Raw genomic sequence first — 18,982 nt, 5'->3', positions numbered from 1 at the left:
TCATCAGACCGCGCTGACGACAAATAGAGGTGATCATCATGGCGTCGCTCCTTGTGTCGGGCCAGCAGCCACTTCATCGGGAACGATATTCGCCATCATCAGGCCTATGGTGCGCTCATCCGCCTTGGCGGCATCCAGCTCGCCAACGATGCGGCCATCGGCGATGACCAGGATGCGATCCGACAGACTCATGATCTCGTCCAGCTCCACCGACACCAGCAGCACCGCCTTGCCCTTGTCGCGCATGGCGATCACCTGCTGGTGAATGTACTCGATGGCGCCAATGTCGACCCCGCGGGTCGGCTGACCGATCAGCAGCACGTCAGGGTCCTGCTCCACTTCCCGGGCGATCACCAGCTTCTGCTGGTTGCCGCCGGAGAAGTTGGCTGTCTTGTGCTCGGGGCTGGGCGGGCGCACGTCCCACTTCTCCATCTTGGCCTGACAATCCTGCTGGATCGCGTCTTTGTTCTGCAGCCACCCCTTGTTGTATTGCGGGCGGCGGTGATAGCCGAGGATGAAGGCCTCTTTCGCCTCGAAGCGGTTGATGAGGCCCATCTTGTGCCTGTCTTCCGGCACATGGCCGAGGCCATAGTTGCGCACTAGCTCGGGATCGGCGGGATGCTCGGCGCTCACTCGGTGCACCCCGTCGCGACTGCTGATGGTAAAGCCCCCCTTGCTCGGCTTGAGGATGCCCCCCAGCAGGCTGAGCAGTTCGGACTGGCCGTTGCCGGAGACCCCGGCGATACCGACCACTTCACCGGCCCGCACCTCGAAGCTGACCGATTTGACCCGCTCCACCTTGCTGGCGTCGACATAGCACAGCCCCTCGACCTTGAGCTTGGCCTCGCCCGGCCGGGTCGGGCCCTTGTCGACCTTGAGGCGCACCTTGCGCCCCACCATCAGCTCGGCGAGCTGCTCCTTGTCGGTGTCTTTGGTGGCCACGTGGGCCACCATCTCGCCACGGCGCATGATGGAGACCTGATCCGTGATGGCCAGGATCTCCCGCAGCTTGTGAGTGATGAGGATGATGGTCGCCCCCTGATCCCGCAGTTTTTTCAGCACCTCGAACAGGTGATCCGCCTCTTGCGGGGTCAGTACCCCGGTCGGCTCGTCGAGGATCAGGATGCGGGCGCCGCGATAGAGCGCCTTGAGGATCTCGACCCGCTGCTGCAGGCCCACCGGCAGATCTTCCACCTTCTCGTGCAGCGGCACTTCGAGACCATAGTCCCGCGCCAGCTCGCCGAGCAGCTTTTCCGCCGCCGCCACGCTCTGGCGCAGGTGCCAGCCGTTTTCGGCGCCGAGGATGACGTTTTCCAACACAGTGAAGTTGTTCACCAGCATGAAGTGCTGGTGCACCATGCCCACCCCTGCGGCAATCGCATCTTGTGAGCCATGGGGTTTGAAGAGTTTCCCGTCGATCAGCATTTCGCCTTTGTCGGCATGGTAGAAACCGTAAATGATGCTCATCAGGGTGGATTTGCCGGCGCCGTTCTCGCCGACAATGCCGTGAATGCTGCCTTTACGAACCTGGAGGTCAATCAGCTTGTTGGCGTATACGTCGCCAAACCGCTTATCGATACCTCTTAATTCGATGGCATAGCGATCTGTCTGGTCCATGATGCAGCCCTGCGTGTCATGAAGTAAGACTAAAAACCGGCCCGTGCGGGCCGGTCGGTGCGTTGAGAGTCGTAGCTAGGTTCTGATTAGTATTTGCAGGAGTTGTCGCTCATGTAGTCATGAACCTTGATCTTGCCGGCGATGATGTCGGCCTTGATGGCGTCTACCTTGGCCTTCATTTCCGGAGTGATCAGCTTCTCGTTATCCTTGTCGAGTGCCCAATCCACACCGCCCTCGGCCAGGCCCAGATTCTTGATGCCCGGCTTCCACTCGCCCTTGGCGGCGTCATCCCAGGTCTGGTAGGCGGCCAGGCCCACCGACTTGACCATGGAGGTCAGCATGGTGCCCGGTTGCAGGTGGTTCTGGTTGGAATCCACGCCGATGGCCAGCTTGCCCTCGTCCTTGGCAGCCTGGTAAACACCGATGCCGGTACCGCCGGCGGCGGCATAGACCACGTCCGCACCCTTGGCGAATTGGGACTTGGCGAGTTCCGCCCCCTTGGCCGGGTCAGCAAACGCCGCCGGGGTGGAGCCGGTCATGTTCTGGAACACGTCGATCTTCGGGTTGACGTACTTGGCGCCCTGCTCGTAGCCGCATTGGAACTTGCGGATCAGCGGGATATCCATGCCGCCCACGAAACCGACCTTGCCTGTCTTGGAGGCGATGGCCGCCAGCGCACCGACCAGGAAGGAGCCTTCATGCTCCTTGAAGATGACGGACTGCACGTTCGGCTTGTCGACCACCATGTCGATGATGGTGAACTGGGTTTTCGGGAATTCGGTCGCGACCTTCTCTACTGCCGAGCCCATGTTGAAACCGACCGCTACGATGGGGCCGTTGCCACGGCTGGCCAGACGGCGCAGGCCCTGTTCGCGCTGGGCTTCGTTCTGGGGTTCGAACTCCTTGACCTTGACCCCCTTGTCCTTGTTGTAGACTTCGACGCCGTTGCGGAACACGGCTTCGTTGAATGATTTGTCAAACTTGCCGGCGGTGTCGTAGATCACGGCGGGCTCGGAAGCAGCCTGAGCTGAGAGGGCGGCGAGGGTGAGGGTGGCCACGGTGGCCAGCTTGAGCACTTTAGTCACGATCGTATCCTTGATTGTTATTAAGTGAGGGAACCTGCTTGCCTGCCCGGGCAGGCCAACTAGCACGCAGACTTACTCTAAGTCAGCCCGGGTGGGGGTCAAGCAGATGATAATAGAAAAACGTTTGCGCTAACGGTTTGAGTTATAAGCAAGTAACTATATAACATGTTGTTTTTTGGCGATTTTTAAGTTTTTTGTTCTGAATGACTAAAGGCCCAAAAGATATTTCTCTTATTGTTCAATGGGTTAATGTAAATCGTTTTCCCGAGATTCATCTCTCCCCCTGCCCGTCCGTGATTCGGCTCGTAAATTCCCGCACTGCGCCGGGGCTGTGACGACAGTGTGGCCCGCCGCCCCCTTCATCCCCTTCTTCGGTTTACGCCCGAGATAGACATCACATCGGAATGCTGGCCCCTCCCCCGATGCCCGCCCCCTGACTTTGGGTTTGGTCTGACGGGGGGATGGCCGTATAATCCCAGCCTGTATAAATAAACAGGAGTGGTGATGGACGTTTCAACCCTGCTCGACGGGCTCAATGACAAGCAAAGAGACGCGGTGGCGGCCCCCCGTTGCAACCTGCTGGTGCTGGCCGGTGCCGGTTCGGGCAAGACCCGGGTGCTGGTGCACCGTATCGCCTGGCTGATGCAGGTGGAACGCTGTTCACCCTTCTCCATCATCGCGGTGACCTTTACCAACAAGGCGGCGGCCGAGATGCGCGGCCGGGTCGAGAAGGTGATCGGTGACGGCGTACGCGGCATGTGGATCGGCACCTTCCACGGCATCGCCCATCGCCTGCTGCGGGCCCACTATCTGGATGCGGGCCTGCCCCAGGACTTCCAGATCCTCGACTCCGACGACCAGTACCGCCTCATTCGCCGGGTGCTCAAGGCGCTCAACCTCGACGAGAAGCATTGGGCCCCGCGCGCCGTGATGGGCTACATCAACGGCAAGAAGGACGAGGGCTTGCGCCCCGGCGACATCGATCTTTACGGCGACCCCGTCACCCGTACCTATCAGCAGATCTACAAGACCTATCAGGAGACCTGCGATCGCTCCGGGCTGGTGGATTTTGCCGAGCTCTTGCTGCGCGCCCACGAGCTGTGGCTGAACAAGCCGCACATCCTCGAGCACTACCGCGACCGCTTCCAGAACATCCTGGTGGACGAGTTTCAGGATACCAACGGCATCCAGTACGCCTGGCTGCGGATGCTGGCGGGTAACAGCGGCAAGGTGATGATCGTCGGCGACGATGACCAGTCCATCTACGGCTGGCGCGGCGCCAAGATAGAGAACATCCAGCGCTTCCTGACCGACTATGAGGGGGCGCAGACCATCCGCCTGGAGCAGAACTACCGCTCCACCGCCAATATCCTCAAAGCCGCCAACAGCGTCATCGCCAACAACGCCGAGCGCCTTGGCAAGGAGCTGTGGACCGAAGGGGCCGAGGGCGAGCCGATTTCGCTCTACGCCGCCTTCAACGAGGTGGACGAGGCGCGCTTCGTGGTCGGCCGCCTCAAGGACTGGAAAGAGAAAGGCGGCCTGCTCGCCGACTGCGCCATCCTCTATCGCTCCAACGCCCAGTCGCGGGTGCTGGAAGAGGCGCTGATGCAGGACGCCATGCCCTATCGCATCTACGGCGGCCTGCGCTTCTTCGAGCGCCAGGAGATCAAGGACGCCATGGCCTACCTGCGCCTTATCAACAACCGCGGCGACGACGCCAGCTTCGAGCGGGTGGTCAACACCCCGACCCGTGGCATCGGCGATCGCACCCTCGAGATCCTGCGCAATAACGCCCGGGATCAGGGGCTCAACCTGTGGCAATCGGCCAAGGGGCTGCTCAATGACAAGGTGCTGACCGGCCGCGCCGGTAATGCGGTGCGCGGCTTTGTCGAGCTCATTGACGCGCTGGAAGAGCAGGTCTCCATGCTGCCCCTGCACCAGCAGGCGGATATCGCCATCCAGAACTCCGGCCTCAAGGCCATGTATCTGGCGGAGAAGGGCGAGAAATCCCAGGCACGGGTAGAAAACCTGGACGAACTGGTCACCGCCTGCCGCCAGTACCAGCGCCCGGACGAGCTGGAAGATATGAGCGATCTCTCCGCCTTCCTCGCCCACGCGGCGCTGGAATCCGGCGAGAATCAGGCCGACGAATATGCCGACGCGGTGCAGCTGATGACATTGCACAGCGCCAAGGGGCTGGAGTTTCCGCTGGTGTTGCTGGTCGGCGTGGAAGAAGGGATGTTCCCCAGCCAGCAATCCACCGAGGAGTCGGGCCGGTTGGAAGAGGAAAGGCGCCTCTGTTACGTGGGCATGACCCGCGCCATGGAGAAGCTCTACATCTGTTATGCCGAGAGCCGCCGTATCTACGGCCGCGAGATGTTCCACAAGCCGAGCCGCTTTATCCGCGAGATGCCCGCCGAGTGTCTGGAAGAGATCCGGCTGCGCACCCAGGTCAGCCGCCCCACCCAGTACGGCCGCTTTAGCCAGAACGAGGTGCAGCAGAGCTTCGACGCCAGCGGCATCAAGCTCGGCCAGCGGGTGCTGCATCCAAAATTCGGCGAAGGCATAGTGCTCAACTTCGAAGGGGTCGGCCAGCAGAGCCGGGTGCAGATCCAGTTCGACGACGTCGGCGCCAAGTGGCTGGTGACGGCGTATGCCAGATTGGAAGCGCTGTAGTGCGCAAGCATACCCGCCACCGCCGTCTTGTGTCCTTCTCTCCTCACGGGAGCTGGTTTTGGGATGAATGGATCGTACCATTCGCTAGGGCTTGTCGCTGACAGCGTGGCACGGCTAATGCGGTGCAGGGCACGAGGTCTCTGCTCTCGACAGAGTTTCGCCCGCCCTTCGGGCTTAGGCGGGTGACTTTTCTTTGTGTAGCTAAAGAAAAGTCACCGAAAAAAAGCCCCCCCCCGCTAATGCGCTGACTTCGTCAGTTCCCTCGGTTCAAAGCCAACGTCGGACGGGCCGCCGCAGACAGCACTTGAGCTTGCGTCTTCTTCTTCCATGGTTCCAGCCCAAGTCCACTTCGGATTCCCGTATCCTTGCGCCCAATCGAGGCCACTTCGGCTTTGCTAAGCGGTATGTTTGACTCCAAGTGGTGCTCATATGGTTCTGTGACAAACTGTTTTTTGTCGGGGAGTTTGCAATGAATAAGCTTGACTCAACATTAATTGGTGAATACTATAAGTTTCATGACAATGAAAAAATTAAACTTAATTAAGTCTATTTTAGGCACGCCTTCTTTTGAAGAAGATGGTGTGGTTATTTATAATAGAGATTGCCTCGAGGGCATGAAACAAATACCTGATGGATTAATTGATGCCACTATTACATCTCCTCCCTACAATATAGGTAAAGAGTACGAGACGTTAAGTAATCTTAATGATTACTTGTCTTGGTGTGAGTCGTGGATACAACAGGTTCACAGAATAACGAAACCCAATGGGACATTTTGGCTTAACTTAGGATACCTAGAAGTTGAATCCAAAGGGTTGGCTGTTCCTATTCCATACCTTCTTTGGGATAGAACACCTTTTTATCTAATTCAAGAAGTAGTCTGGAATTATTCTGCTGGAGTTGCATGCAAGAAAAGATTCTCCCCACGGAATGAAAAGTTATTGTGGTATGTAAAGGACAAAAATGATTACATATTCAATTTGGACGATGTCCGCGATCCGGATGTGAAGTATCCAAATCAGAAAAAAAATGGAAAATTGAAATGTAATCCTAATGGTAAGAATCCTTCTGATGTTTGGCAGATTCCTAAAGTTACATCAGGTAAAAATCGCTCATCAGCGGAAAGGACTCCACATCCCGCTCAATTCCCTATGGCAATGGTTGAGAGGATGATGCTTGCCTCTAGCAATGAAGGAGATCTGATATTAGATCCTTTCATGGGATCTGGTAGTACGGCAGAGTGTGCTCTTAGAAACAAGAGAATGGTTATAGGATTTGAGCTTGAAGAGAAATATATTGGTTATGCAGGCCAACGCATAACCAATTACCAAGAGGATTCAAAGCTAAAAACAGCTCAGTGTGCTTTATCTTTTTGAGTATAGAGTTTTAAATTTTAGCTCGTAAGTTTCTGGTGAAAGACTGGATTGTTGTCCAGATGGAGCCTTCTGGCCTCTCCAGTCAGTATGGTCAAGCCATCCAAATCTGATAGTCTGAATTTCAGGTTTTACTTTATTGGCAGTAAATTTCCAGAAATTTACTGCCAAATAGAAACCATCCTTACTTTTTTTACCTTTTGTAGGCTGTTGAGCATAACTGCGATTGCCAAAAATTCGAGATGAATTTGACGATGTTTTTAACTCTATAGAATAAAAGTCATCTGGAATATACACGATGTCTTTATCACCTGCATTTTTTTCGCCTCTCCATTCCCTTGGTAAAGTAGCTTCTATTTCTGCTGGAATAAGTTCATGGAGCAATGCGCCAATGACTTGAGGTTTAGGGAATATATGCTCACCTATTTTAAGTCCATTATTTCCTATGGATGTATTGAATAGACCATCCCAAGCAGCATGTACCACCTTTACAATAAATTCACCTGATAATGGATGTTCATTAATTAATTTATCTGTTATTGACTTCCATTCTGACTTGTCACGACCGGCGTAGGGAGATCTGTTCATTTAATACCTCTAAGCAACTCTGCTGGTGTAATATCTAATGCTCTGGATATGATAATAATATTCTCCAAGCTAATATTTCGCTCACCACGTTCAACAGAACTGATATACGTTCTATGTAAAGAACATCTATCCGCAAGTTCTTCTTGTGATAGATGTTGCTCTTGTCGGTGAAATTTCATATTTTCACCAAACTTCTTTTTTATTTCTTTCATGCAGATATTATCTGCATGCTGAACACTATAAGTCTACAGACTATAAGTTTCTTGTTAACTATGGACCATCTGGGACACCCACCTTTCTGACATCGGCGTAGCTGATGAGGCTACGCCGTATTTGTTAGGTGAAAATATCTGGTCACTTGACCAGCTTGCTTTCCATCACCCCCTGCTTGCCTTCCTCTTCACTGACCTGACTCAGCTTGGAGCGGGCCATCAGCAGGCCCATCTTGACCTCCTGCCAGACGTAGTAGTTTTTACCCGCCTCAGTGCTGAGGGTCAGGGTGGCATCGTTCTCCGACTTGGAGGTGATGGTGTGGCTGCCCGGCGTCACCTGCTTGAGGATATAGGTGTGAGCAACCGTGTCACCGACCGCCATGCCATCCACCAGCACCGGCATCTTGACGGCGGCTCCGAAGGTTTCATTGCGATAGATATAGAGGTTGGCGGCATTGGCCGGGGCGACAAACTGCTTGGCCTGGGCATCCGCCGAGGTATCGGCCATGGGCACGGAGGCACAACCAGACAACAGACCCGCCGACAGCAGGGCGGCGGTTACCATTATTTTCCTGAACATAGTCTTTGTTTTTATTGGATTAAAGGGAGGTAAAGGTTCGCATGGAGCTTGGTTGGCAGGCAATTACCCATTGCCCTTCAAGCCGTGACCCGCCTCTCTTTTCCGGGAATTAATCGAGGCCGATATGCAGCTTCTCTCCCCCTAGCTGATCGGTTGCTGCGATAGTGGCGAGAGGATGACTCATCTGGAGAGAGACCATGCAGGCATTGATCACCACAGCTCACCAAACCAGTTACCCCAATCCCATCGGCTTTCAGGCCGGGGAGCGAGTGCGTATTGGCCATGAAGACGACGAATTTCCAGGCTGGGTGCGTACCGTCACGTCCGATGGCAACGAGGGGTGGGCCCCGCTGTCGCTGCTCACCTCCATCGGCGAAGGAGAGGCGCTGGCGCAGCAGGATTACACCGCCCGCGAGCTGGATGTGGCGGTGGGGGAGCTGGTCACGGTAGTACGTGAGCTGGCCGGCTGGCTCTGGGTGCAAGGGGAACGGGGCGAATCCGGCTGGATACCGGCCAGTTGCATCGTATTGGCATCATAAGAGGCCATGGATAAGGCCGGGGCGCAGACTCACATCCACGTAATAAACGTTGGTGGTAAAGCCGGAGGTGAGTCAGAAACCCGGCCGTCAGACGAGGTGCTGCGGCCGGGTGAATTGTAAAGAATAGGGTGACAGATAAAGCGGGTTATCAGCCTAGTCTAATCAACTCGATGGGCGCGTAACGCTCCCCGGAGTTTGCCAGCAGCACACACTTCTCATGCTCTGCCTCATAGGGGGTCATATTGTCGGTGTGGGCCTCCTTCAGGGTATCGACGGCGCCGGTGGCGGCAATCATTACGCGCTGGCCGATGTTCAGCACGTTTCTGTTGCGATCATAGATCTTCATTACTTTCTCCTTTTCCTGTGTCCGGGCCTGTGCCCGGGACAACGGAGCCAGACTACGCCCCTGAAAAAACGGGATGTATGTCACAGATCAAAAAAGGGGCAAAGAGGGACTCATCACGGCGAGGAAACCCGGGATCGCAGGCAGAGCCTGTCGCGTTACACGCCCGCGAGCTGCGCTTTCTGCCGCCATGGGCTCGAAGCGAAAGGCGGATCCGTTATAGTGAACCTCGCTAGCACCAAGCCGCTTTCAACCTATAGGGAATGCACCATGAACCGCGATATCACAGCCCAGTTTATCAAGATGCTGACCAACCTCGACCACTGCCTGGCCAAGGCGCAATCCCATGCCGAGGCGAAACAGTTCAATGTGGAGAACTTCTTCAACGAGCGCCTTATCGTCGACATGCTGCCGCTCGCCAAACAGGTGCTGATCTGCTGCGATTCGGCCCGCGCCGTGGTGGCCACCGCCAGCCACAGCGAGACACCGGCCATGGTGGACGACCCCAAAACCATGGCGGATCTGCGCGCCCATATCGGCAACACCATCGCCTTTTTGCAAAGCAAGCTGGATGCCGACTACAGCGATTACGAAAGCGGCCACTACTTCCCCTACTGGGCCGGTGGCAAGGGGATGGACGGCCATACCTGCGTTCATGAGTACGGCATTCCCAACTTCTACTTCCACCTCACCATGACCTATGCCCTGCTGCGCCAGGCGGGAGTCGATCTCGGCAAGCGCGACTATCTGGGCGGGATCAAGCTGCAGTAAGGATTGCCGGCACCACACCGGATCACCGTCGCGAGAACAAGCCACCAGATAACCAACAGCCTGCCATCCGGCAGGCTGTTGCGTTTCAGAGGGGCAGCCAGGCGCTAAAACGGCCCTTGGCTCTCGCGCAGCTTGTCGGGCAGGCCATCGTGATCCCCCAGCTCACGGGCCGGTACATCGTCCCAGTGGCGCTCGCCGATCTGGCGGTTTCGCTCGGAGTGCAGGGCATAGTGGATGCGATTGTCATCCCGATCCCTGTCGCCGACACAGAGCAGCCGCACCGGCTTGTCGGTATTGTTGATAAAGGTGTGGGCCAAGCCATCGCCCGCCTTGAAGCCGACCGAGTCGCCGGGCTGCAGCCGATGAAGGGTGCCATCGAGCCAGACATCCGGAGTGCCTTCCAGCACGTGGACGAACTCGTCCTCGGTCTCTTCGGCGTGGGGCCAGCTGGTGCGATGACCCGGGGCCAGCAGTTCGTGGTGTATGCCGATGCGGGCAAAGCCGTAGTGCCTGCCAAGGGGACTACCCTGGGACAGTCGCTCCTGGCTGCCGGCGTAGCAACCCGGCCCCGGATCTTGCAGTTCGCTCCAGTGTTTGATGAATGGGTGACGGCTCATGGCGGGCTCCTGTGGCACGGGCGCTAAAGGTGGACGCTCATCCTACCTTTGCTGCTGGGCATAGGAATAGCGGAAGTCGGCTGGCCAGATGAGCCCCTCAGGCGAGGGGCTTGATGGGAGTCGTTGTTACTTCCCCTTGATGCATGGCAGCGGGGGCAGTTCGCCCTGTTGGGCAACCCGGGTCATCTGATAATTGCCCTTCAGATCCCGATAGACGCGGGTGTTCCATACCTCGCCATTGTCGAGCTGGAATTCGATATCGTAGTTGACTCCGGACACCACCTGGCTGCGCACCTCGCGGATGCTCTCGAGCTTGGCAGCCGTGTTCATGCGTGCCAGCACACTGGCCAGTGCGGCGTCGGCCTGGGTATTCGGCAGGGCCTGAACCTGCCAGCCACCGGCCAGCGCGGCACATTGCGGTTGCTGCGGCGTGCTGCTGCAGGCCCCCAGCATGCCCGCCATCAGGATGGGAAATAGCACTCGCTTCATCTGGTGTTCTCCAGTCTCAAAATGACCACTCTATCAAGAGAGCGCGCGCAATATTGTCGCAGCGATCACGGCCAGACAGGCAGGAGAGCGCAGATCGATCCGGTATAAGCGCCGGGAGAAGGCCGAAAAAAGAAAGAGGCGTGAACCATGCCAAGCCTCGGGATGACGGAAAGGCCAAGCCACTCGGTTCAAGAAAAAGCCAGAATTGCCGTTGTTTGGCTCTGACGATCCCACGATAGCGGTCAATCACGGGGCAGACGTCAGTTCTCCACATCCCAGGGACACTGCTTGGCCAGTTCCGCCTTGCCGCTGGCGACCAGTGCCTGCTGCACCATCCGCTTGTAACGGTTTTTGATATGGGCGGGCAGTGCGGGCACCAGCAGCCGTTCATCAAATTCAGGCATTGCGCGTTCGGGCAGCACAGCCTGCTCCTCGGGAGTGAGCGGGGGTCGGGCAGCCAGGTTGCTGCCTGATATGGTGGGGGTGCCCACCAGCATCCGGCTTTGCAACGGGGCACTCAGCAGAAAGTCGATCAGCAGGTAGGCAGCCTTGAGCTTGTCCGGGTCATCCTTCACATGGCGGGCGATGGAGAGCGCATCCAGCGCATAGATGGCCCCCTCCTGCACCATGGCGATCCGCCACTGCTGGCCGTTTTGCCGGTTGCACTCCACCAGCTCCAGTCCCCAGGTGGTGGCCAGCCGCTGCTGACGCAGAGCCTCGCAGCTATTGGTCTGATTGAACCAGAAACCGCGACTGGACTTCAGACGCCGGGTCAGGAGCCGCTCCACCTCCTGCTGCAATGGTTGATCGGCCAGCATCTCGCCACTGGCAAACAGGGCGGGTGATTTGCCAAGGGAGAGCAGCACGGAGAACAACAGGGGCTCGAACTGATCGCAAAACACGGCAAATTGCCCCTGGGGCAGATCGTCAGCCAACACCTGCCAGCTGGTCGGCGCCTGGGCAATCTGCTTACTGTCGTAGGCCAGGCTGAACATGGCGTATGTGAACGGGACTGAGTAATTGCGCTCCCCCTGCTTGTCATATTCGGTATTCCTGAGGGTCGGTTTCAACTCCGGATAGTGGCTCAGACGGCTGAAGTCGATGGGCAACAGCAACTTGAACAGGGGGTGATGATGCGCCTTGTAGAAATAGCTGGTCGGCATCACCACATCGGCAGAGCGGGTCCGCAAGGCCCGGTAAACGCTGTCAAAGTCGGTCAGCAGTGGTTCGACCCGGCTGACCGTCACCTCCATCCCGTTGGCCCTGGCATAGTCGGCAAACTGCTGCTCATACCCGGCGGGCAGATAACCCCACTCCAGCAACTTGAGCTGGATCGGCGCCGCCAGCAGCGGAGTCCCTACGAACAAGCAGCAGAGAAACAGTAGACGCATGGCCGTTTACTCCTGAGATGAGCATCTTGATGGAGTATAGGAGCGCGGCGCGATCGCACCTTTGATGTATGTGAAGAGATAACCGGCCCAGCCAGCACGCCCCAAATAGCATCAGCCCCGCACGAGAGCGGGGCTGACGGGTTATCAGGGTTGGCGAGGGGCGAGGCCTTCCTCTTGCAGATAGGTTTCGACCTGCTGCTGGTAGTCCGCCTGATAGGAGAACTTGGTGCTGTCGGTGGCGGCAATCAGGTTGACGACCGTGCAAAACAGGGTCGCAGCCAACAGTCCCTTGCCCACCCACTGGGGATAACGGCGACTCCACTCCACCAGCAACAACAGCATGGGGAACAGGGCATAGGGGAATATCAGCATCAGGTGCCAGTAGTTGAAGATGATGGGCGATAGCGCCGCACTCACCAGCACCGCCAACACGGCCGCGACGGCATAGAGGCCGAGCCAGCTTTCGCCATCCACGAGGGCGCGGTCGCTGCGCATCAGCCGCGGTTTGAGCCTCTTCCACAACTGCCAGTTGGCTTTGGCCGCCAGCAGCACGGTGGCCGAGCCTACCCCGTAGATCACCAGGCGCCACAGCCAGACCGCGACCAGTTGCAAATATTCATGGCCCGCCAGCCAGATGAACTGGGTATCGTTGACCAGCTTGCTGGCAAACAACCAGGAGCCGTAACGCAGCCAGTAGAGTACGGACTTGAGCACCGGATAGACGTGCACCAGACCCCAGCCGATGTAACGCTGGCGCGCCTCGGGGTCGACGTTCTGGGTGATCTGGCTGTTGCTCATCACCTCCATGGCGTAGGGGATCAGGGAGGCGCCGATCAACAGGGCCGCTACCGCCACGCCGCTCCAGCTCACCTTGAGGATGCGACGCCAGAACAGGTAGGTCGACATCACCGCCAGCAGCGGCCAGGAGTAGTGCAGCTGCATCGCCATGCCGATGGCCAGCAGATGGACGATCATGTGCCAGAAGGAGGCCCGCTCGCGCATATGCCAGGCCGACCAGCAGTGCATGGCCGAGAAGAGGAAGAGATAGGAAGGGTTGTAGAGCAGGCTCTCGTACTGGAACCAGGGGTTGAGCCAGCAGAGCACCAGAAACAGCAGCCGTACCCTGTCACCAAACACCTGACGGATCACCGCATCAAACAGCAGGAAACCCACCAGCCGCATCGCCAGCAACAGCAGCACGGGCGCGTAGGGTGAATCCCACAGCAGCAGCGGCCCGCCGATCAGCCAGGCCGACAAGCTGCCCGGCACATTGCCCACCGCACTCGCCGCGTTGCCGTAGCTGAGCCAGACCCCCTCATAGGCACCGAGATAGCCCTTGTAGAGCATCTGGGTCTGGTCGCCGGTGAGGAGCTGAAACTGGAAGAAGACAAGAGACATCAGCAAGCCCCCGATAACCCCCAGATAAAAAAGTCTGTCCGACTTCGCCTTCTCATTCATGTCATTCAGCCCCTGTGGCTCGGTTGGTTGTCACTGCGGTATTAAGCACGATTTTCTCCTCCCATGGTGGCAACCCATCTGGCAAATGCCTGCTCGAAAGCCTGCATATCCAGCGAGTTGATATCCTGGGTCTCCAGCGATGTTGAAAACAGGATCATCGCATCCGGTGTGTTCGGATGCCATTCGGCGTAATTTTCGCCTCCACCACCCAGATCCGGGTTGTAGAGCCCGAGGATGGGCAGACCCAGCCCGGCCGCGATATGCACAGTTGCCGTATCGACCGACACCAGCGCGGCACTGTGCCGAAGCTGGGTAAAGAGGCCGCCGAGTGAGGGCTGCTCGGGAGAGAGCCGGATCCGCTCTGGCGCAGAAGCGCCGGCCTTGAGGCCGGCAACTTCCTGTTCCAACCCGGGTGGAAACAACAGACAGATGGATTGCGAGCAGCCTGCCAGCATGATTTCCAGCATGGAAGCGATGCGGTCCGGCCGTAGCCGACGGGCACCACCGCTACCATAGGGATTGAAGGCAATAACGGGTCGATCCGTCGGCCACCATACGGCCAGGGCACTCTCCCATTCAGCTTTTGCCGGGATGATGTAGCGAGTGTCAGGGGATGCGATCCCCATGCAGGCGAGCAGCTCGGCGAACTTGTCGGCAAAATGGCGCCCTGCAGTGCGGGCTCCCAGCTTGATATCGATGCAGGCAAGCTCGTCATCCATCCCGGCCACGTGGCAAGCATCGACCTGGCTCAGGAAGTAGATATCCTTCATCTTCAGCGATTTGCCCAGATGTACCAGATAGCCGACCCGCCCCAGGGAACGAGCCAACCGCTTGAGTTCACCATAACCGGGACGTTTTGGGATTTCGACCACCCTGTCCACCCCGAAATGCTCGCGAAACAGCGGTGCCATGGCCGGTGTCGTCACCACCCAGACTTCACGGCCGGGTTGGGCCTTGTGGATCTCCCGCGCCACCCAGGAGGAGACGATGGCGTCTCCCAGCTTGGCATCCCAGCGCAACAATACGACCTTGCTCTTGCCATCATCGGCAGGGCGCGAGCAGGCTTTGTCAAACAGCCAGCGCCCCAGTCGGCGACGCAGCACATCGCGCGCCAGCTGCAGCTTGTTAATCAACGCCATGGGATCCTCGAATGCAGAGAAAAGGGGCTCAGGATACCAGCATGTCACTCAGGGCGGCAGCCACTTCACCAGACTTGAGTGCATCCAGACTGTTGCCAGGCACCTTGATAATGCGGTGAGGACCGTGCAGGGGAATGAAGGCCTCGCGCCAGGGCTCGTCGTTCATCAGGATCAGGGTCGGCACTTCATGGGAGGCGGCGATATGGACGATCGAGGTATCTGTCGAGACGACCGCCACCGCATCACGCACCAGGCTGGCGGCATCCAGGATCGAATCGGGGTAGAGCGCAGTGAGGTCGGAACGCTCGACCGCCAGCGGCTCGGAGCTGAAGCAGAGATAGCGTACATCATCCAATATCGGCAGGGCGGCCAGAATGGCCGTTTGCCGCTCCCGGCTGATGGAGTTGCCGCTCTGACTTCCCGCCAGGTTGACGACGACATAACGCCCAAACCGGCGCGTGTCATAGTCCGGGCTGTATGGGCAGGGAATATTGGCAGGCAAGGCCCCCTCTCCCTCCACGATGGCCAGCATCCGGTAGACGAAATGGGGCTGGGTCGTTGCGGCCACCTCACGCGCACACTGGCGAAAAAGCGGTAACAGTTTTTGCTGGTTGTCGCTCTTTCGACGCAGCGGCAGGGAAAGCAGGCGGCCATTGGCCACATAGAGCATTCTGGCCATCGCCAGCTCGTCCGGTTCATCGAAAAGGTTAATTACCGCATCAAACCGCCGAACCTTCAGCTCACGAAGCGTATTCCAACCGGCACGATCAAACAGACGATCATTGAGCGTCACCGGATGGCAGGCCACCACGCCATCCACCTGTCTGGCCAGCACCAGATTGCGCGGGCTGCAAAGCAACTCCATCTGCGCATCAGGGTAACGACGCCGCAGTGCATCAAGCGCCGGTAGGGAGAGCACGAAATCCCCGATGGCATCGAAACAGATCACCAGCAGAGATTTGACCGGCTCATTTATCTCGGCGACAGCCGGCTGCGCCGCCATCAAACGGCGAGCAAACCGGTATTTGACCCATTTTTTCAGATTCATAACGCAACAGCCTTGCTCTTAACCCTTGTCACTCTCGTTTTGCTCGAGATAGTGGCCATAGGCACGGTCCTCTATGGTCGTGGCAAACAGATCCACATCCAGACAACAGGGCTCGACACCGGCGGCGCTCAGGCCGGTCATTTGCAGGCGACCGGTCAGATAATCTGCCGGCATGCGAACGGGATAAGCCTGAGCCAACAGCTTTTTGGCCCCCTCAAGAGTCAGTACATAACCTGCTGCGGAAAGCACAGCCCGTTTGGAATGTTTGCTGGGCGTTCGATATCTGGCAAGCCGGTAGCCTTCTGGCAAGGCACGCAAGAGGGGCCATTTTTTGGCTTTGCCATGATGCAAAAAAACAATGTCAGAGTGATTGCAGGAGACGATGGCTTCAACAATTTTCTTGAAATGCATGTGCAGATAGGCGTCATCCTCGAGAATGACGCAGCGTTCAATTCCCTCTTCAACCATCATCTCGTAGAGCTTGATGTGACTGAGCGCACAACCAATCTCGCCCGGGCTCAAATCATGGCCAGAAAACTTTTTGGCTTCAACCTGGTCGACTCGACGGACATCCTCATCCATCAGATTGCGGCCATCCACGGCATCAAAAAAGCTGTAGCTGATGCCTAGGTGGCTCATCTGTTTACGCGCCATTTCCCGACGTTCGAGACTACGGGAAAGACTGATGACAAAAACTGGAATCATGGAATATATCACTCAAGAGGCCGAAAAATGCAAAAACGCCAAGCGTCATAAACGGCTATAAAAGCTCTTGCAGCATAGTATCAAAGTCACGCAGCACACTCTCGCTTGAATATTTATCAAGATCGATATTTGGAAGCTTTGGCCCCGTGTTTGAAAGAGCCTCGGCCAATGCCGAGACATCCCCCATGGGGATCAAAGTGCCCAATCGTCCTCGCTCAAGGATCTCACTTGGCCCCACAGGACAATCTGTCGAGATGACTCTGCCACACAAATACAGAGCCTCCACCAGTACCAACCCGAATCCCTCCCCCTTGGAGCTAAGGACAAACGTATCGGCATGTTTCATCCATACATAGGGGTTGGCCTTAAGCCCGAGAAAATGGACTCGGTCCTGCAACGCCAGGCGTTGAGCCACGCGTTCCAGATGTGTTCTGTCTGGCCCGTCACCAATGATTAACAGCTTTTTATCTAGTCCCCCTTCAACCGCTTTGGCATAGGCAAGAAGCAGACCTTCAATATCTTTGGTTTGTTCATCAAGACGAGAGACACTCAATATATAATCTTGCTCAAGCAGTACTGTCTCTTCCTGCGAGTTTTCAGCGGCCTGCTCTGCCAGATTGAGTAGTCGGTTAAAATCGAAAGGGTTATAAATCACACGAGCCTTGTGCAACCAACTAACATGTTCACGCTGGAGCTCGGTCAGCATATCCTGACAAATAAGAACGACGCGATCATAACTGGCACATCGTTTACCCATGTGCCTTTTTCTCTTTTCAAGATTAAAGAAACTGGAGTGCAGCCACATCACTTTAGGCCTCTTGCATCTCTTCAGATATTTGAAAAAATCGCCATCCAAAAAATCAATTACGACATCATGCTCATCAATCAACTTGTTTATTTTTGACTGTTTTTTGAAAGAAAAATTTATTTTTTCAATGAAATTATTTTTTTTACTGCCATCAAAATCGAAATGAACCACTGTTGCCACGTCAGCTATTGATTTTGCAACTATATGCTGACTACTGTCTTCGTTCGTTGCTACCGTTATTTTATAACCATAGCGGTCAACCAAACTGCGCACATAAGAAAGAAGAACCTTTTCAGCCCCTCCCATGCCCAATGAGTGGATGAAAAACAAAAGGTTCTTGGTCATGACATGGCCTCTTTATTTTTTTCTATCTCATAGGACAAGCACAATGAAAACAATGTTATCATGTATATATATAAAGTGTTTTGATGCTCCATTGGCACATCGGAAAGAGCACAAACAAAGATACCAAAAGATACCATAAAGCCTGCAGAGAGCACTTTTGTTCTATGGTAAAAAAATATCATTGGGTAAACAAGAACAGCAATTGCGCCAAGCAACCCAAAAATGCCACGAACCACCATGTTTTGCATAAACTGATTATGGGCATGATACATGCCGTAATTAACATAGAAATTGTCAACTATCCCATCCAATAGTTGCTGGTGTTGTATGTTCTTAAATCCATCCAGACCGATCCCCAATACTGGATGTTCAATAAAACCAAACCAGGCACTTTTCCAAGCCATCACTCTCAATCCCCAAGAGGTATTGTAGTTGTTGCTCTCCATCATGCTCAATTCAGATAGGCTTTCCTGGATGCGAATTTTAAATATTTCAGTTTCAGAAAAAACGATAGTAAGCAAAATAAATACCATGATGAATAGAGCTATATACTTCACTGGTTTTTTAATTGCTTTTATCGAAAGTGCCAGCATTGTAAGCATCAATAAAGCAAGCCACACGCCTCGACTCTGTGATAAATAAATAGCGATAACAGCAGCCCCAGCACCGATAAAATGACCACACTTAACAAACTTGTTGGACTCAACTTGACCGAGGAATCCATTTAGAACCACCAGAATCAATGCACCTTGAGCAAATAATATGGCATTGGTGAAACCTTCGACTCTGAACATACCATTGTGATGCTGCCAAATGGCAAGTAAACCAATGGATATACCACCAAGAAGTGCCCCTAATTTGAAAGCACGAATGACGATAGCCTCTCTCGGAATGAGCAGAAAGAACACCAAAATATAGAACAAGTTTCGGATCAACCAGCTTTCATCATCATGTACCAGTCGACTGGCACCAATAGCAGCAATATAAATAAGAACACAGACGTAAAGGTTCCTAGCTGATACGCCAAGCTTATCCTTGTTTCCAATAAAATAATTTATGAAGCCAACAACAGATGACAGAACCAATAGTTTGGAAAGATAATGATTTCCCTGTGGAACGAGAAATAACCCACACAATGTAAAAAATAAAGTGCAAGAAAAAAGAAGAACATTCAACCGATGAAAGTGCTGCGCCATAT

The 18,982-nt window shown here is 55.4% G+C and carries 19 protein-coding genes; 4 read left to right on the top strand and 15 right to left on the bottom strand.

The genetic code is table 11. The annotated features are described in order from the left end of the window. Window positions 1-36: 36 nt before the first annotated feature. Together LA321_RS07020 and LA321_RS07015 are read right to left on the bottom strand one after the other, a co-directional pair. Entirely contained in the window at window positions 37-1,617 is a 1,581-nt protein-coding gene (locus LA321_RS07020; protein ID WP_042072463.1) for an ABC transporter ATP-binding protein, read from the bottom strand. 86 nt (window positions 1,618-1,703) lie between these two features. Beyond that, entirely contained in the window at window positions 1,704-2,702 is a 999-nt protein-coding gene (locus LA321_RS07015; RefSeq protein WP_042072461.1) for a BMP family lipoprotein, read from the bottom strand. A 504-nt stretch (window positions 2,703-3,206) separates the two neighbouring features. Between LA321_RS07015 and uvrD the strand changes: the two genes are divergently transcribed. Both uvrD and LA321_RS07005 read left to right on the top strand, forming a co-directional pair. After that, complete coding sequence (uvrD, locus tag LA321_RS07010) at window positions 3,207-5,378, top strand: DNA helicase II (protein ID WP_042072460.1); 2,172 nt, start codon at window positions 3,207-3,209, stop codon at window positions 5,376-5,378. Between the two features lie 521 nt (window positions 5,379-5,899). Next, window positions 5,900-6,754 carry a DNA-methyltransferase gene (locus LA321_RS07005; protein WP_209418317.1) on the top strand — a complete coding sequence of 285 codons (855 nt, stop codon included), beginning with the start codon at window positions 5,900-5,902 and terminating at the stop codon, window positions 6,752-6,754. On the opposite strand, the gene LA321_RS07000 is transcribed toward LA321_RS07005, so the two are convergent. From LA321_RS07000 to LA321_RS06990, 3 genes are all read right to left on the bottom strand, one after another. Then, on the bottom strand, window positions 6,743-7,339 hold the full coding sequence (locus LA321_RS07000) for a ScaI family restriction endonuclease (RefSeq protein WP_082043440.1): 597 nt from the start codon (window positions 7,337-7,339) through the stop codon (window positions 6,743-6,745). The genes LA321_RS07005 and LA321_RS07000 overlap by 12 nt on opposite strands. Then, window positions 7,336-7,551, bottom strand: coding sequence for a helix-turn-helix domain-containing protein (locus tag LA321_RS06995; RefSeq protein WP_082043439.1), 216 nt, complete (start codon window positions 7,549-7,551; stop codon window positions 7,336-7,338). The genes LA321_RS07000 and LA321_RS06995 overlap by 4 nt, the downstream gene beginning before the upstream one ends. A gap of 142 nt (window positions 7,552-7,693) precedes the next feature. Next, the gene (locus tag LA321_RS06990) at window positions 7,694-8,131 is read right to left on the bottom strand and encodes a DUF2846 domain-containing protein (RefSeq protein WP_026456495.1); all 438 of its coding nucleotides are present in this window, start codon (window positions 8,129-8,131) and stop codon (window positions 7,694-7,696) included. 197 nt (window positions 8,132-8,328) lie between these two features. Between LA321_RS06990 and LA321_RS06985 the strand changes: the two genes are divergently transcribed. After that, window positions 8,329-8,670, top strand: a complete 342-nt coding sequence (locus tag LA321_RS06985; RefSeq protein WP_042072459.1) for an SH3 domain-containing protein — start codon at window positions 8,329-8,331, stop codon at window positions 8,668-8,670. Between the two features lie 148 nt (window positions 8,671-8,818). Here the strand turns inward: LA321_RS06985 and ydfZ are convergent, their stop codons facing one another. After that, on the bottom strand, window positions 8,819-9,016 hold the full coding sequence (gene ydfZ / locus LA321_RS06980; protein ID WP_042072458.1) for a putative selenium delivery protein YdfZ: 198 nt from the start codon (window positions 9,014-9,016) through the stop codon (window positions 8,819-8,821). Between the two features lie 267 nt (window positions 9,017-9,283). Here ydfZ and LA321_RS06975 point away from each other — a divergent pair, with 267 nt between their 5' ends. Further along, a complete protein-coding gene (locus LA321_RS06975) occupies window positions 9,284-9,784 on the top strand; it encodes a DUF1993 domain-containing protein (RefSeq protein ID WP_042072456.1) in 501 nt (166 codons plus the stop codon). A 104-nt stretch (window positions 9,785-9,888) separates the two neighbouring features. Here the strand turns inward: LA321_RS06975 and LA321_RS06970 are convergent, their stop codons facing one another. From LA321_RS06970 to LA321_RS06930, 9 genes are all read right to left on the bottom strand, one after another. Continuing rightward, window positions 9,889-10,401: a cupin domain-containing protein gene (locus tag LA321_RS06970; RefSeq protein WP_042072455.1), complete on the bottom strand. Its 513-nt coding sequence runs from the start codon at window positions 10,399-10,401 to the stop codon at window positions 9,889-9,891. Between the two features lie 126 nt (window positions 10,402-10,527). After that, window positions 10,528-10,890, bottom strand: a complete 363-nt coding sequence (locus LA321_RS06965) for a cystatin domain-containing protein (protein WP_042072453.1) — start codon at window positions 10,888-10,890, stop codon at window positions 10,528-10,530. Between the two features lie 260 nt (window positions 10,891-11,150). Beyond that, a complete protein-coding gene (locus LA321_RS06960) occupies window positions 11,151-12,281 on the bottom strand; it encodes an ABC transporter substrate-binding protein (RefSeq protein WP_042072452.1) in 1,131 nt (376 codons plus the stop codon). Between the two features lie 144 nt (window positions 12,282-12,425). Then, window positions 12,426-13,628, bottom strand: a complete 1,203-nt coding sequence (locus tag LA321_RS06955; RefSeq protein ID WP_082043441.1) for a 3-deoxy-D-manno-octulosonic acid transferase — start codon at window positions 13,626-13,628, stop codon at window positions 12,426-12,428. Between the two features lie 152 nt (window positions 13,629-13,780). Continuing rightward, complete coding sequence (locus tag LA321_RS06950) at window positions 13,781-14,878, bottom strand: glycosyltransferase family 9 protein (protein ID WP_042072450.1); 1,098 nt, start codon at window positions 14,876-14,878, stop codon at window positions 13,781-13,783. A gap of 28 nt (window positions 14,879-14,906) precedes the next feature. Beyond that, the gene (locus LA321_RS06945; protein ID WP_042072448.1) at window positions 14,907-15,926 is read right to left on the bottom strand and encodes a glycosyltransferase family 9 protein; all 1,020 of its coding nucleotides are present in this window, start codon (window positions 15,924-15,926) and stop codon (window positions 14,907-14,909) included. An 18-nt stretch (window positions 15,927-15,944) separates the two neighbouring features. After that, window positions 15,945-16,631, bottom strand: a complete 687-nt coding sequence (locus tag LA321_RS06940) for a glycosyltransferase family 25 protein (protein ID WP_042072447.1) — start codon at window positions 16,629-16,631, stop codon at window positions 15,945-15,947. Between the two features lie 55 nt (window positions 16,632-16,686). After that, complete coding sequence (locus tag LA321_RS06935; protein ID WP_052445747.1) at window positions 16,687-17,784, bottom strand: glycosyltransferase; 1,098 nt, start codon at window positions 17,782-17,784, stop codon at window positions 16,687-16,689. Then, window positions 17,781-18,980: an O-antigen ligase family protein gene (locus LA321_RS06930; RefSeq protein WP_167335335.1), complete on the bottom strand. Its 1,200-nt coding sequence runs from the start codon at window positions 18,978-18,980 to the stop codon at window positions 17,781-17,783. The genes LA321_RS06935 and LA321_RS06930 overlap by 4 nt, the downstream gene beginning before the upstream one ends. Window positions 18,981-18,982 lie beyond the last annotated feature (2 nt).

Source organism: Aeromonas enteropelogenes (assembly GCF_020097295.1).
Lineage (GTDB): Bacteria > Pseudomonadota > Gammaproteobacteria > Enterobacterales > Aeromonadaceae > Aeromonas > Aeromonas enteropelogenes.
Note: the sequence above shows the minus strand (reverse complement) of the source record. Positions and strands in the feature narration are given on the sequence as shown.